The sequence below is a fragment of the Burkholderia sp. HI4860 genome (assembly GCF_002223045.2).
In the GTDB taxonomy this organism is placed as follows: domain Bacteria; phylum Pseudomonadota; class Gammaproteobacteria; order Burkholderiales; family Burkholderiaceae; genus Burkholderia.
On the sequence record NZ_NKFO02000001.1, the window covers coordinates 579,663 to 594,859 of the forward strand.

Here is a 15,197-nt window from a genome sequence, read left to right on the forward strand (position 1 = left end):
CCGGGTCACTTCTATTAAATTCGATGCATGACTGGATACTGCCATCGCGCCCCCTTGATTTGAATCGGACATGTCCTAAAGAAATTGATATAGGAACAAGTCTTGTCCTATTTATAGAGGCGTGGAATTTTCTAGTTAAAAAGTCGGTAGCAGTCAATCCCTCGCATGACCCTGCCCCTGCGACCCACCAAGCGCGCCTTCCGTATCGCGTCCCGCATGCACCGACGCAGCGCGGATACTGACATGTCGCGGTGAGTCGTATCGCGAGCCGTTAAAAATCCGACAAAAACGATCTGTAAAAATGTCCGATTAGGACTTGTTCAATTTCCAATCCAGAAAGCGTTTCGTAACATCCATCCATTCAGAACATCCGGTTCTCGATCGGTTATTCGGATCGAACGCCAACACGATCGAGGTGGAAGATCCGCTCCATGTGCTGCATCGCTCGTCCATTCCCCACCCGCGAATTCCGCCGCATGACCGGCTCGCTCCACCGTAGCGTCCGACATCGCGCGCACATGCCGCATCTGCCATTCCACGCACCGATCGGCACACCCCGGCTCACCCGGCCCCTTCCCGCTCGGAAAGAATCCGCCTCGCATGTACTTGCGCCATATACACGCCCGCGCTCGGCCCGGTCGCTCGCGGGTGCCGGCAGCGTGTATCGAGCCGAGCCGGATTGACGCGCATCGCCCGACGGTCGCTGAGGCCGACACGGGCAGAAAGTCTGGCGGCTCGCCGCCAGCCGCAACGCGGAACACTTGTTCGGCGTCAATGCATGCATTCATCAGGCATGCGAATCACCTTTTCAAGGTGAAGCCCCAACCAAGAGGAAATGAACACGATGAACAAGACCTACGCCCTGGTATGGAACAGCGCCCAGCGCTGCTGGACCGCGGTCGGGGAAACCGCGCGTCGCCGCGGCAAGTCCGCCGGCGGCAAGCACGCCGCCGTAGCCGCCATCTCCCTGCTCGGCTTCGCCGCCCTGCCCGCCTTCGCGCTGCCCTCCGGCGAATCCGTCACCTCCGGCAAGGCCGACTTCGTCCGCTCCGACGACGGCCGAACCATGAACATCAACCAGCACACCGACAAGCTCGTCACCAACTGGCAGGACTTCAGCATCGCCGGCGGCGAACGCGTGTCGTTCCACCAGCCCGACAGCCAGTCCCTCGCGCTGAACCGCGTGATCGGCGCAACCGGCAGCCGCATCGACGGCAACCTCTCCGCCAACGGCCGCGTCTTCCTCGTCAACCCCAACGGCGTGATGTTCGGCGGCGGCGCACAGGTCAACGTCGGCGGCCTCGTCGCCTCCACCCAGAACCTGTCGGATGCCGATTTCCTCGCCGGCAACTATCGCTTCTCCGGCTCGTCCGCCGCATCCGTCGTCAACAGCGGCACCATCACCGCCGCCGATGGCGGCAGCGTCGCGCTGCTCGGCGCGCGCGTCGCCAACAACGGCACGATCCAGGCGAAGCTCGGCCGCGTCGCACTCGGCGCGGGCAATGCATTCGCCGTCAACTTCGACGGCAACGGCCTGCTGAACCTGCAGGTCGAGCACGGCGCGGTCGATGCACTGGCGTCCAACGGCGGCCTGCTGAAGGCCGACGGCGGCGCAGTGCTGATGACCGCTCGTGCAGCCGGCAACCTGCTCGACGCGGTGGTCAACAATTCCGGCACGATCGAGGCGCGCGGCCTGAACGCGAGCGGCGGCAAGATCACGCTCGACGGCGGCACCGTGCAGGTCGGCGGCAAGCTCGACGTCAGCGCCGCCGAAGCCGGTGCACCCGCCGGCTCGGTCCTTACGCGCGGCGAAAGCGTAAACGTGGCGTACGACACGACGGTCGATACCCGCGCGGGCAACGCCGCCGGCACCTGGACCCTCGAAGCGGCCAACGCCAGCGTCGACACCCATGCCGGTTCGATCACTGCGGATACGCTCGCGCGCAACCTCGGCACCACGAATGTTGCGCTGACCAATACCCGCAACGATCTGACGGTCAGCGGCGCGGTCACGTGGAGCAGCGACAACGCGTTGACGCTGACGTCGAAGAGCGGCAGCGTGAATCTGAACAGGGCACTGTCGGCCTCGGGCACGGACGCGAGCCTCGCCGTCAACGCGGCGGACCGGATCAACGTGGGCGACACCGTGAAGCTCACCGGTCGCAATGCGCATCTCGAACTGAACTCGACGAACGGCTACTCGCTCCAGAACGCTCGCGCCGTCTTCACGCTGTCGGGTGACAACGCGTCCTTCCGCTCGAACGGCGAGGACTACAAGGTCCTGCATACGCTCGCCGACCTGCGCAACGTCGATACCGACCTGAACGGCCGCTACGTGCTCGGCAACGGCATCGACGGCATGAATGCCGGCTTCCACAGCATCGGCGGCAACGATGCGTTCTCCGGCAAATTCGACGGCCTCGGCAACGTCATCAGCCAGCTGTCGATCTCCAACCCCTTCGGGAGCCACGTCGGTCTGTTCGCCGCCAACTCCGGCACGCTGTCGCACATCGTGCTGCGCGACATCACGACCACGGGCACCTGGCGAGACGGCGCCTCCTTGTCGATCGGCACGCTGGTCGGCCTCAATCGCGGCACGATTTCGAACGTCACGGCCGGTGGTGTGACCGTCTCGGCCAACGGAAAGGCCATCATCGGCGGGCTGGTCGGCACGAACGACGGCGGCACGATCGATCAGGTCTCGGTCGCGGGACACATCAACGGCGACGACCAGACCGTCTTGATCGGCGGGCTCGTCGGAGAGAACCGCGCGTTGTCGGCGCGCATCAGCGACAGCCACGCCTACGTGCAGATCAACACGAATTCGAAGGGTCCTACCGGCGGTCTCGTGGGCCGGAACGACGGCATCATCGAAAACTCGTCGGCCAACGACCGCATCACGTCGACCGCCAGCGGTGCAACGGTCGGCGGTCTCGCCGGCATCAACAACGGTGTGATCCGCACGTCGTCCGCCGACACGGCCTTGAAAACGAGCGGCCAGACGACCGTGGGTGGGCTGGTGGGCGTCAATGCGGGCACGCTCGAAAACGTCAGCGCATCGAGCAGCATCGTGCACACGGGCGCGCGGGGCTTCGTGGGCGGACTGGTCGGCCAAAACCAGGGAGACGTCGTCAACGCCAGTGCAGAGGGCAAGATCGACGGCGGCGACGACGCCACCGTCGGCGGCCTGATTGGCGTCAACCGCGGCAACATCAGCGCGTCACGAGCGAGCGTGGATGTGACGGCCGGCGACAACAGCAAGGTCGGCGGACTCGTTGGACTGTTGGATGAAGGCGGCAAGGTCGAGTCCTCCACCGCCAGCGGCACCGTGAAGGGTGGCAAGGGCAGCCTCGTCGGCGACCTGATCGGCGCGACCTTCGAGCAGGGCCAGGATCCGGTGCCGGAAGAGGTTACTCCGCCGGAAGAGGTCACCCCACCGGAAGAGGTCATCCCGCCGGAAGAGGTCACGCCGCCGGAAGAAGTTACCCCGCCGGAAGAGGTCACCCCACCGGAAGAGGTCACCCCACCGGAAGAGGTTACTCCGCCGGAAGAGGTCACCCCGCCGGAAGAGGTTACTCCGCCGGAAGAGGTCACTCCGCCGGAAGAGGTCACTCCGCCGGAAGGGGTCACTCCGCCGGAAGAAGTCACCCCGCCGGAAGAAGTTACCCCGCCGGAAGAGGTCACCCCACCGGAAGAGGTTACTCCGCCGGAAGAGGTTACTCCGCCGGAAGAGGTCACGCCGCCGGAAGAGGTCACGCCGCCGGAAGAAGTTACCCCGCCGGAAGAGGTTACTCCGCCGGAAGAAGTCACCCCGCCGGAAGAGGTCACTCCGCCGGAAGAGGTCACCCCGCCGGAAGAGGTTACTCCGCCGGAAGAGGTTACTCCGCCGGAAGAAGTCACCCCGCCGGAAGAGGTCACTCCGCCGGAAGAGGTCACCCCGCCGGAAGAGGTCACTCCGCCGGAAGAAGTCACCCCACCGGAAGAAGTCACCCCACCGGAAGAGGTTACTCCGCCGGAAGAGGTCACTCCGCCGGAAGAGGTCACGCCGCCGGAGGTCACTCTGCCCAACAACATCTTGGGCGGCGTTTCGTCGCCGAACGGTGTGTTCCCGTCGAACCGCTACGGCTATGGCTACTACCAGCCGGTCAGGCCCAACTACGACGTGTCTACCCGCATCACCATGGACGGTCGCGGCAACTTGTTTTAACTGATCGCCATGCCATGAGGCGGCGCGCATCATGCGCGCCGCTACGGCAGGCCACCGGCCGGTCCTTCACGCCGGCCGGCGGCCTGCCCGTTTCATCCTGCTTCTCATGAACGTTCAACCATCCAAGAGGAAACGCATGAACAAGACTTACGCATTGGTATGGAACGGCACCCAGCGCTGCTGGACCGCGGTCGGGGAAACCGCGCGTCGCCGCGGCAAGTCCGCCGGCGGCAAGCGCGCCGCCGTCGCCGCCGTCTCCCTGCTCGGCTTCGCCGCCCTGCCCGCCTTCGCGCTGCCCTCCGGCGAATCCGTCACCTCCGGCAAGGCCGACTTCGTCCGCTCCGACGACGGCCGAACCATGAACATCAACCAGCACACCGACAAGCTCGTCACCAACTGGCAGGACTTCAGCATCGCCGGCGGCGAGCGCGTGTCGTTCCACCAGCCCGACAGCCAGTCCCTCGCGCTGAACCGCGTGATCGGCTCCACCGGCAGCCGCATCGACGGCAACCTCTCCGCCAACGGCCGCGTCTTCCTCGTCAACCCCAACGGCGTGATGTTCGGCGGCGGCGCACAGGTCAACGTCGGCGGCCTCGTCGCCTCCACCCAGAATCTCTCGGATGCCGATTTCCTCGCCGGCAACTATCGCTTCTCCGGCTCGTCCACCGCATCCGTCGTCAACAGCGGCACCATCACCGCCGCCGACGGCGGCAGCGTCGCGCTGCTCGGCGCGCGTGTGGCCAACAACGGCACGATCCAGGCGAAGCTCGGCCGCGTCGCACTCGGCGCGGGCAATGCATTCACCGTCAACTTCGACGGCAACGGCCTGCTGAACCTGCAAGTGAATAGCGGTGCAGTCGACGCGCAGGCATCCAACGGCGGCCTGCTCAAGGCCGACGGCGGCGCAGTGCTGATGACCGCTCGTGCGGCCGGCAACCTGCTCGACGCGGTGGTCAACAACACCGGCACGATCGAGGCGCGCGGCCTGAACGCGAGCGGCGGCAAGATCACGCTCGACGGCGGCACCGTGCAGGTCGGCGGCAAGCTCGACGCCAGCGCCGCCGAAGCCGGTGCACCCGCCGGCTCGGTCCTCACGCGCGGCGAACGCGTGAACGTCGCGAACGACGCCATCGTCGATACCCGCGCGGGCAATACCGCCGGCACCTGGACCCTCGAAGCCGCCAACGCCGGCGTCGGCGGTGATGGCGGCTCGATCGGCGCGGGCTCGCTCGCGCGCAACCTCGACACCACCAACGTCGCGCTGACCAACACCCGCAACGACCTCAACGTCGACGCACCGGTCGCGTGGACCAGCGACAACGCGCTCACCCTCACGTCGAAGAACGGCAGCGTGAACCTGCGCAACGCGCTGTCCGCTTCCGGCACGAATGCGAGCCTCGTCGTCAACGCAGCCGACCGCATTCGCGCGAACGATGCCGTCAAGCTCACCGGCCGCAACGCGCATCTCGAGCTGAATTCGACGAACGGCCACTCGTTCGACACCGCCAATGCCGTCGTCACGCTGTCGGGCGACAACGCCTCCTTCCGCTCGAACGGCGAGGACTACAAGGTCCTGCATACGCTCGCCGACCTGCGCAACGTCGATGCGAACCTGAACGGCCGCTACGTGCTCGGCAACGGCATCGACGGCATGAATGCCGGCTTCCGCAGCATCGGCGGCGACTATGCGTTCTCCGGCAAGTTCGACGGCCTCGGCAACACCATCAGCCGACTGAACATCACCAACCCGTACCGCGGCATGGTCGGCCTCTTCGCGATGAACACGGGCCGTATCGCCAACCTGTCGTTGCAGGACATCACGGTGTCCACTCCGCGCTACGGCATGGCAGTCTCGATCGGCGCGCTTGCCGGCGCGAACTTGGGCGAAATCTCGAACGTAACGGCCCGGAACGTCAACGTCTCGGCCAAGGGCTTCGCCTACATCGGCGGGCTGGTCGGCTCGAACTACAGCGGCACGATCGATCGCGCGAACGTGAGCGGCAAGGTCGAAGGCGATCGGGATACGATCGCGATCGGCGGCCTGGTCGGCGAAAACACCTCGGTGCTGTGGCCGAAGTCGCCCGCGGCGACGATCAGCAACAGCCGCGCCGACGTCCGTGTCGTCGCAGCCCGCAGTAACGCCATCGGCGGCCTGGCCGGTACCAGCAACGGCGTGATCGAAAATTCGTCGAGCGCGGGCAGCGTGATCGCCAACGGCAACTTCGGTCAGGCCGGCGGCCTGGTCGGCGTCAACGAGAAAGGCGGCGTCATCATCGGTTCGTCGTCGTCCGCCATCGTGACGGCTGGTCACAATACCAACGCTGGCGGCCTCGTCGGCCTCAACGACGGCGATATCGACACGTCCCGCGCCTACGGCGACGTCGTGGCGGGCGATTCCGGCTCGGCCGGCGGCCTGGTCGGGCAGAACCGCGGCCACATCGCGAATTCGGAGGCACACGGCAACGTGAAGACCGGCGCATCGAGCCGCGCAGGCGGCCTGGTCGGCCTGAACGAAGGCGCCATCGCGCACGCCAAGGCCACCGGCCGCGTCCTCGCAGGGACGAACAGCGTCGCCGGCGGCCTGGCCGGAACCAACGCAAGCACCGGCGACATCCAGTCGTCGATCGCGCTCGGCGCCGTGCAGGTCAACGGCAAAGGCACGCTCGGCGGTCTCGTGGGGGTCAACGACGGGCTCATCGACGCATCCATCGCAGAGGGCACGGTAACGGCCGGCAACAACAGCACCGCTGGCGGCCTGGTTGGCGAGAACACCGGCAAGATCTCCGGCTCCAGCGCAACGGGCAAGGTGCTGGCCGGTAACGCGAGCGTCGCGGGCGGTCTCGCGGGCAGCAATACCGGCACGATCGTATCGTCGTCTGCGAAGGGGGACGTCCTTGCCGGCAACGACAGCACCGTCGGCGGCCTCGTGGGCCTCAACAAGGGGCGCGTCGATGGCTCGAGCGCAACCGGCAACGTCACGGCGGGCGCCAGGAGCCAGGCAGGCGGCCTGATCGGCCGTAACGCCGGCGCCGTGCTGGCATCGAGAGCGGCGGGCAACGTGAAGGCCGGCGCACAATCGGATGCGGGCGGCCTGATCGGTCGCAACGAATCCGGCCGTGTGTCGCAGTCAGTCGCTTTGGGCAACGTGGAAGCCGGCGACAACAGCGCGGCAGGCGGCCTGATCGGCCGGCTCAGCGGCACCGTCGACGCATCTCAAGCCAGCGGCTCGGTCCGGGCCGGGGATCTCAGCCAGATCGGCGGCCTGGTCGGCGTCAACGTCGGCACCGTCAATGCCTCGTCCTCGAGCGGCGACGTCTCCGGCGGCCGCTACGCGCTCATGGGCGGCCTGACCGGCGTCAACCTCGGTCAAGTCAATGGTTCGACGACGAAGAGCCGCATCGCATTCACGAACGGCTACGACCAGATCTACGGTGCGCTCGCCGGCATCAACTACGGGACGCTGAGCGGCAATCAGGCGAATGGTAGCGGTGTCACGCTGGTCGGCAGCAACATGGGTGTGTTGAAGGACTAAGCGGTGAGTTGAACGGAGGCCGGCGTCCTGAAAAACGGCGCCGGCCTCCGCATTTGAACAACTGATGATATGGCAAGGTTTCGATCAACGATGATCGGCTTCGGTCACACTGTTAATCGTCAGCGCGGCGCCACCTCGGCAAATCTGCTGACCGGGAATCTCGACGATAGCTCCTAGCAGCGTTTGCGGCACCCCCGGGTACACGTTGAAGGGTTCAGTGAGCTTTCCGTTCACCTTTGCGCCCTTCACCGCGTAACGGACGCTTCCTGTGGCGATCAGGCGCGCGCCGTACATGTCGCACTCAACGGACAGCTTCACTCTCTCGCTCTCCGGCATTTGCCGCACAAGCGCGCTGAATCCAAGGTTCACGACGATACTCCCGCTGGCGTTCTGTCGCCCCTGCGCCATCGCCTTGATCTCGGGCTTGACATCCAGCCGATACACCGTTTCGTTCTGAACGGCTTTCAATGGCTTCAATACGATGTTCTTGGTCTGTCCGGGCGCGAGACTCAGCTTGAACGGAAACGCAACCAGCGTCGGCTGCGCCTCCTCGCCGACCGGTTCGAGCTTTTCGTCTTTCAGCTCGACGCCGGGGTTAAGCAAGCGCGACATCGAAATGGTTACGTACTCGGGACGGTCACCGTTGTTGATGATCTGCACGTTGGTCGTGCCCGAATCGATCACGATTTCCTTCGGAAACAGATCGATCGTCGCAGCGGCCAAGCCAGGGACGAGCCCGGCGGCCGTTACCACGATCGGGAGAATGAATGCACGCAATCTCATGTTCGGATCCTGGTGAGTCGGCCCTTGGGGAAAGCAGGCCGTAACTGCCGTCTTGCCTGTGCTGTCATTCGCCAACACGGCACGCACGGATAGACGTCGACGACAATCTAAAGCAGAAAACGGAAAGAACACCGCCCGCAACACGGCGGGCGGTCAGAAGTCGGATCGCCTCCTGGCGTCGGAGGCCTCCATCGCTACTTTTGCTTCGGCACGATCGGTTCGAAAACCAGCGACAGCTCGCCCTTATAGGTGCCGGCTGTACTCCTGAAGTCGCCGTCCGGCGGAAACGCAGAAACCGCGAGGCTGTAGTAGCCCTCGGAATCAATATTCGGCGACGGCGGCGCCGGGTTGTCGAACTCAATCGCCTGGCCGACGACCATCGGCTTCGGTTCGGCGCCTTCTGCACCGATGCTGACCGCCGTCTTCCGGAACGCGAGCGTCGGCTTTGTCTGGTTCCGGATATCGAGCGGCTGATCCATGCGGACCTGGAACGTGCCCGTCGTCGACACCACCCGCAACCGCGCTTGCACCTCATAGGCAGTCTCCCAGCCGCCCAACTGCTGCATCACCAGGCCCTGCGGGAACCAGGTGCCCTTTTCATCGGTGATGATCAGGTTGTTCGGGCGAACGACCTTGGCCGTCACCTTGCTCTGACTCTTGCCGTTGACCAGCAGGATTTGCGCCGACGCAAACATCGGCAGGCACGCCAGCGCCGCCAGAAATCCGTTCAGTATGATTTTCCGCATGTTGTCTCCTACGACTTCGTGATGACCGTGAACGACAACACGTCGCTATAGTCGCCAGCACCGGCACCAATGCCCACCGAGGTCCTAAACGTCGGAACGAAGCAGGTGCGATTGCCCTTATCCAACTTCACCATGCTTCCGGCTGTATTCGGTAGCAGGAACGATGCGCTGCCGCTGTCCAGCGTCAGGTCGTACGACACAGTCTCGGAAGGCTTACTTGAATTCGCGAGCAGGTATCGGCCGCCCAGAACGCCGTTCTTGCTCGTCGCATCGATTACGAAGTTACGATAGCTGTCGACGCCAGAGTAAGTAAAACAGAGCTGCTGTGTTGCACCGCTGAGCGTCCTCTCGTCGTCGCCTCGCGGCAATTCGCCCAGGTCCCAATCCGGCGCGGCCATGTTGATCTCGATAGCGGGTGGCGGCGGTGGCGGCGGGACTGTGGGATCGAGCACCCGGCAAGCACTGGTGCTGCCCATGTTGCTGACATAAGCAGCACCCGTGACCTCACCGACGTCGTCACCGGTCGTGAAGGCGCCGGCACGGATGGCAATGCCGGGCCAATTTCTGATCTGGGAATTATCGATGACGACCTGGAGCTCGGCGGTGTACGCGTCTCTGTTGTGCCATTCTGGTACCTTCCCCCCGGCCGTCGATAGGTAATAGATCACATAAGTCGTATCCTTAAAACTACCGGAGGCCTTGCGGCCATTCATCGAGATAGACTTGGCCGCAGCGCTGCTTGGCAGCAATTTCCCGTTGGCGTCGTATGTGTAAATCAGGACGCCACGGGAATTGAACTCGCTGTCGGGCCTGAGACTTCCATTTGTATTCTTCCCCAGATTGCCCGTAATGGATCGAAAATTGATAGTCAGATCGATCGTGCTGGTTCCATCCCCGTTGTTTTGCCAGGTGCACTTACCATAGCTGTTGACCACTTTGGCAAACTGAAGTACGTAGGCCGATGCATTGGAAGAAAGCACCGCTAGGGAAACGCTGATTTATTCGGCTCGGCGGTCATCGCAGACGTAGCCGAGGACGTTTAGAAGACAGCTCACGGAACGGACCCACGACGATGAAGAGGCAGATCGGCTTCGCGGAAGCGGAAATTGCAGGCAAGAAGCGAGTGACGAGGCGCCAACGCTTCCTGGAAGAGATGGAGAAGGTCGTTCCGTGGCAGCGCTTGCTGTCGGCCATCGAACCGCACTATCCGAAGGGCACGCGAGGTCGCCCGCCGATTGGCCTTGAGCGGATGCTGCGAATCTACTTCGTGCAACAGTGGTACGGACTGTCGGACGAAGGACTGGAAGACGCGCTGTATGACAGCATCACGCTGCGAGCCTTCGCCGGCATCGATCTGGCGATCGAGAACGTGCCTGATGCAACCACGCTGTTGAAGTTCCGGCGCCTGCTGATCGAACACGAACTGACACGGAAGTTGTTCGACGAGATTGGCATCTCGCTGTGCGAGCGTGGGCTGATGATGAAGGAAGGCACGCTGGTTGACGCGACGATCATTGAAGCGCCGCCGTCGACCAAGAATGCCGGGAAGAGCCGTGACCCGGAAATGCATCAAACGAAGAAGGGCAACGAATGGCACTTTGGCATGAAAGCCCACATTGGCGTCGACGCCGACTCGGGCCTGATTCACAGTGTGGTTGGCACGGCGGCCAACGTGTCGGATGTATCGCAAGCTCATGCCCTGCTGCACGGGCATGAAGAGCAGGTGTTCGCCGACGCGGGCTACATTGGCGTCGACAAGCGCGAGGAAATGGCGGGCAAGGCCGTGAAGTGGCACGTCGCTGCCAGGCGGGGAAAGATCAAGGCGATGCAAGAAGGAGCGCTGAAGGACCTGGTGATCGCGCTCGAGCGAACCAAGGCGCAGATCCGTTCGCGGGTTGAGCATCCGTTTCATATCGTCAAGAATCTGTTTCAGCATCGCAAGACCCGATACAAGGGCTTGGCCAAGAACACCGCGCAACTGTTCAGCCTGTTCGCTCTGGCGAATCTGGTGATTGCGCGAAATCTGTTGCGATCGGTCCATGGGAGCAGTCCGTCATGCGTATGAAAAATGCGAGCAGGGGAGGCTCGCTTACGCGCCAAATTCACTGAATTGAGCGCCGATTCGCTTCGTCATCCAGAAAATTTGAAGCCATCTCGCCTGCAACTTCGGAAGTTGGTCCATTGATCAGCGTTTCCCTAGAAATGCGCCCAATACGCACCCTCGCCATTGTCGTAGAATTGCGAATTTGTTCATCGATCTCTTTGTTCCGATTAGGTCAATACGTCTGGCAGGCACCTCCGCGCATGGCCTCCACGACCGGCACGTCATGCTCGACGGCATGATGAAACAGCCTTGTCAAGCTGACGCCTGATTGGGCTAAGTACTTCCCGCGCGTCATTTCCGAGATGTCGGCGAGTCTCGCTTCGATGCACGTGCGTTACTCAGCTCGGACCGCACGTTGATAAATCACCACGCCATACCCGACATTGACGAACAACGGAGCCGGCGCGCCTTCATCCTGCGTAGCATCGACAACGATTTGTTCCTTCGGTCGAAACGTGATACGCCAGACCTGCGTTTGCTCAGGCACGGCCAGTTCTTTCAGCCCCATCCGATATTTCTGATTCGGCGCCAACGTCAATCGCGCAGGCGATACCAGCAAGGTCGGACGCGCGACTTCGGCAACCGGTACCAGATGCTCAGGCGATTCGCCCGGATTGGTCAGCAGGTGCTGCTCGATATTCAGATAAAGCGGCGTATCGCCCACATTCTCGACATACAGCTCGCGCGCCGTCGCCTGCGCCTGCGCCGGCTCCAGCGTCAGCTCCGCGCTAGACAGCTTCAGCACACCGGCAGCCCAGCTGCACGTGCAGGCCACCGCTGCTAGCAACCCGACCGCGAAGCGCACGGTGCGCATCATCACGGGCACTCCAGCGTCTGCGGCTTGTCATCGGCATTCAACGTCATTCGCTTCGTCGCGAAGTGCTGGGGCGTACCCGGAAACACGGCGATCGTTTGTGCCTGCTGCGCCTTGTCAACCTTCACATCGGTAAAGATCTGACGCACGTTCCCCGTGTTCTCGAGCGTCAGACCGCCACTCTCACAACGATGCGTCCAGCCGCTGCGCTGTTTGCCCGGCGGCGGCATGTGCCTGACGAGCACCCCATAGCCGACCGCCACCGACATCGGCGCGCTGATCTTGTCCTGCGGCTCATCGTCCACTTTCAGCGACCTCACCGGCACGATATAGAGCCGGTACAGCTCTTCGTTCACGGGCTCCGCGAGCGACTTGAGCACGACCGAGCGCGTTTGGTTCGGCCCCAGCGTCAGCTTGTCGGGACTCGCCAGCATGCCGGGATGCTGCAGTTCGCCGAGATCCTGCTTCTCTTCCGGCGTCTTGCCCGGATTCATTACCTTCTGCACCGAAATCGACAGGTAGAGCGGCGCGTCACCCATGTTCTTCACGGTGACGTTCTGGTCATGGTTGCTGAATACCTTGGTCGTGGCAGGCATGACCATCAGCTCGCCGTCGGCCTGTACCGGTCGAGCGACGGCAAACAGCAGGCCGCACACGATCAGAAGCGTGGTTCGCAAGTTCAAGTTCATGTCGTCAATCCCTCAATTGGTTGGGTGAGCCATCATTGACAACGGAAGTCGTTTCCGTTCGCGTCTTTCAGGCTGCACGTGTAGCGATGCCCGTTCTGGTCGAGCGTAATCTGCGACAGCATCGTCTTGCTGACGATCGAGAACAGGCCGTTCGGGTGCACCGTGTCGCCCGTTTCGACCACCTTGCCGCTCACCGGCTTGCCGCTTGAATCTTTCAGGAAGCCGCTGTACACCATGTTGATGTCGACCTTCGCCGTTGCCGCGTAGACCTGGCCCGGGTGCGCCCGGACGATGTTCGCCGGCACTTCGACGTTCATGTCGACCTTTTCGCTGCTGCTCATCACGCGTGCGAACGGCACGTCCCGATAGGCATTGAGCGGCACGGCATACGTGCTGTTGCCGGCGACCGGGCTGCCCTCGACGTTGAAGCCATACTTCATGCCCGGAATATTCGGTGTCTTCAACAGCATCGCACTGCCGCTCGAACTGTAGCGACCGAATGCAACGCCCTGGCGGCTGGCCGCGACCATACCGCGGTAGTTGAAATCGACGTTGCTACCCGCGCTGCTCGTACCCAGGTTCAGCGATGCGTCGCCACGCGTGCCGGAGCGGGTGCCATACACGTTCACACCGTAGTCGGTGCCGATCCGGTTCGCAGTGAGGCCTAGGGCAGTCGTGCCAAAGCCGTCCAGGAAATCCTTGCGAACGTCGCCGCTGATCTGCGTCTGCCCACCGGAATGCGCGGCACTGAAGCTTGCCTGCACCTTCTCGAGCATCATGGTCATGTTGAAATACACGCCATAGCCGCCACTGCCCTGGTACCCGCCCTTCTGGACACCCAGTGCGAATGTGCCCCACAGTCCGTTCGGACGGTAATTCCAGCGCGCTTCAGCCTGCTGCGACTCGCTATACTGCGAGCGCTGGTAGTTGTAGCCGAACGTCACGCCGCGAAAGTTTCGGCTGTAGGTCACGGCAGTGCTCGGCTGACCGGCGTAGAAGCGCGACACCTCCGTGTTCTGGTATCGGCTGACCATCAGGCTGCCGAGCACCTCGCTTGCCATCGATATGTTGGCGTAGCCACCGGTGCTGCGTTCGCCACTCAACACGCCCAGCGTAGGCGTGATGTCGACGCCGCCGAGCTGCATCGGCCGGGTGACGTTGACTTCCGCCGCCCATTTCCCGCCCTTGCCCGCGAGCATCGACGCGTTGAGATAGAACTGCTTGAAGTTCCGGCTCATCGCGGCTTCGAGCAAATAGCCTCCGTCGCCCATCTCCTTGCCGGCCGTCACGTGCCACGCGTTGCCGCTGTTCGCACCGAAGTTGAGGTTGTTGACCTCGCGCGTTTCCCGGTTGACCACGTTGCCGTTACGATCGACAAGGCGAACTTCGACCGAGTAATAGCCACCAGGCAAATCGGCAAAGCTGATTTCATTACGGCCGATTGCCGCGGGCCGCTTGAGGATCAGGCGCCCATTTCGGTAGAACTCGTAGTTGCCGTCGGCTGACGCATAAAGAACCAGCGAACCGGCGTTGCTCGCGACCTGAAGATGAGTCTGGCTGCCGACGGTCACGAACTGGTCAAAACTCGGCGCCAGCAGCGTGCTGACCGTTCCGGCCGCGTAATCGATGTTGTTCTGCTTACCTGCCCGCACGTACGTGCCGGCGAAGTTCTTCTGCAGGTAATACGACGACAGCCCCTTCTGACTGCCGCTGAAATTGTTCGAGTCGGTACGGTTCGCGTACCAGCTCATATAGCCGAAGCTCTGGAACGGGAGCCCGACATAGGTGTTGCCGTTGACGTTGACGGCCCGGTAGCCATCCGACGCCGCTCGCAAGTCGATCGACTGGTTGTTGACGAGACCGAAACCCGTTTCGGGCGCAATGTAATCCTGGCTCGAACTCCGGATCGAGATCGAACGCTTCAGCTTGTCGACGGTAACGTAGTACCCGGCAATCAAAACGTCGCAGCCCTTACTGCAACGCTTGTAATCGAGCTGCGAGATCACGCTCCGGATGACTTCGACATCGTCCGGAGAAATACCGTTGGCTGCGTACTTGGCTGCGTCGAACTGAAGCGACGCATTCGTTTGAGAATAACTGATGAACCCCGGCAGCGTACGTCCATTGAAGGTCGCCACATAGTTCGCGCTATCGTCCATCTCGGCCGCGCTGAACCCTTCTGGCACGCCGTACGTAACCTTTAGCTCTGCGAATGAGTGCGACGAAACAAAAAGAAACGCACCCAGCCACAGCTTGTTGAACCGAAAGGGAGCTTGATAGGCGAACACGCTGTTTTCTTCTAAGGAGGAATGAAACGAACGA

At 62.8% G+C, this 15,197-nt stretch carries 9 protein-coding genes; 3 read left to right on the top strand and 6 right to left on the bottom strand.

Annotated elements, in window-relative coordinates; genetic code table 11:
- Positions 1-844 precede the first annotated feature (844 nt).
- Both CFB34_RS02670 and CFB34_RS02675 read left to right on the top strand, forming a co-directional pair.
- Positions 845-4,207 carry a filamentous hemagglutinin N-terminal domain-containing protein gene (locus tag CFB34_RS02670; RefSeq protein WP_179243683.1) on the top strand — a complete coding sequence of 1,121 codons (3,363 nt, stop codon included), beginning with the start codon at positions 845-847 and terminating at the stop codon, positions 4,205-4,207.
- 136 nt (positions 4,208-4,343) lie between these two features.
- On the top strand, positions 4,344-7,739 hold the full coding sequence (locus CFB34_RS02675; protein ID WP_089443524.1) for a GLUG motif-containing protein: 3,396 nt from the start codon (positions 4,344-4,346) through the stop codon (positions 7,737-7,739).
- Positions 7,740-7,823: 84 nt separating this feature from the next.
- On the opposite strand, the gene CFB34_RS02680 is transcribed toward CFB34_RS02675, so the two are convergent.
- The 3 genes from CFB34_RS02680 to CFB34_RS02690 form a co-directional block, all read right to left on the bottom strand.
- Positions 7,824-8,522 (bottom strand): hypothetical protein, encoded by a 699-nt coding sequence (locus CFB34_RS02680; protein ID WP_089443525.1) that lies wholly within the window; start codon positions 8,520-8,522, stop codon positions 7,824-7,826.
- A 194-nt stretch (positions 8,523-8,716) separates the two neighbouring features.
- Complete coding sequence (locus CFB34_RS02685; RefSeq protein ID WP_089443526.1) at positions 8,717-9,268, bottom strand: hypothetical protein; 552 nt, start codon at positions 9,266-9,268, stop codon at positions 8,717-8,719.
- Positions 9,269-9,276: 8 nt separating this feature from the next.
- Positions 9,277-10,248 (bottom strand): hypothetical protein, encoded by a 972-nt coding sequence (locus CFB34_RS02690; RefSeq protein ID WP_143329538.1) that lies wholly within the window; start codon positions 10,246-10,248, stop codon positions 9,277-9,279.
- A gap of 92 nt (positions 10,249-10,340) precedes the next feature.
- On the opposite strand from CFB34_RS02690, the gene CFB34_RS02695 reads away from it, so the two are divergent.
- Positions 10,341-11,333 carry an IS5-like element ISBmu2 family transposase gene (locus tag CFB34_RS02695; RefSeq protein WP_006412423.1) on the top strand — a complete coding sequence of 331 codons (993 nt, stop codon included), beginning with the start codon at positions 10,341-10,343 and terminating at the stop codon, positions 11,331-11,333.
- 373 nt (positions 11,334-11,706) lie between these two features.
- Here the strand turns inward: CFB34_RS02695 and CFB34_RS02700 are convergent, their stop codons facing one another.
- Genes CFB34_RS02700 through CFB34_RS02710 form a run of 3 tightly spaced genes read right to left on the bottom strand, consistent with a single transcriptional unit; the run spans position 11,707 to position 15,163 of the window.
- Positions 11,707-12,189 carry a hypothetical protein gene (locus CFB34_RS02700; RefSeq protein ID WP_089443528.1) on the bottom strand — a complete coding sequence of 161 codons (483 nt, stop codon included), beginning with the start codon at positions 12,187-12,189 and terminating at the stop codon, positions 11,707-11,709.
- The gene (locus tag CFB34_RS02705; protein ID WP_089443529.1) at positions 12,189-12,875 is read right to left on the bottom strand and encodes a pilus assembly protein; all 687 of its coding nucleotides are present in this window, start codon (positions 12,873-12,875) and stop codon (positions 12,189-12,191) included. The genes CFB34_RS02700 and CFB34_RS02705 overlap by 1 nt, the downstream gene beginning before the upstream one ends.
- Before the next feature lie 32 nt (positions 12,876-12,907).
- The gene (locus CFB34_RS02710; protein WP_179243682.1) at positions 12,908-15,163 is read right to left on the bottom strand and encodes a TcfC E-set like domain-containing protein; all 2,256 of its coding nucleotides are present in this window, start codon (positions 15,161-15,163) and stop codon (positions 12,908-12,910) included.
- Between the last annotated feature and the right edge of the window lie 34 nt (positions 15,164-15,197).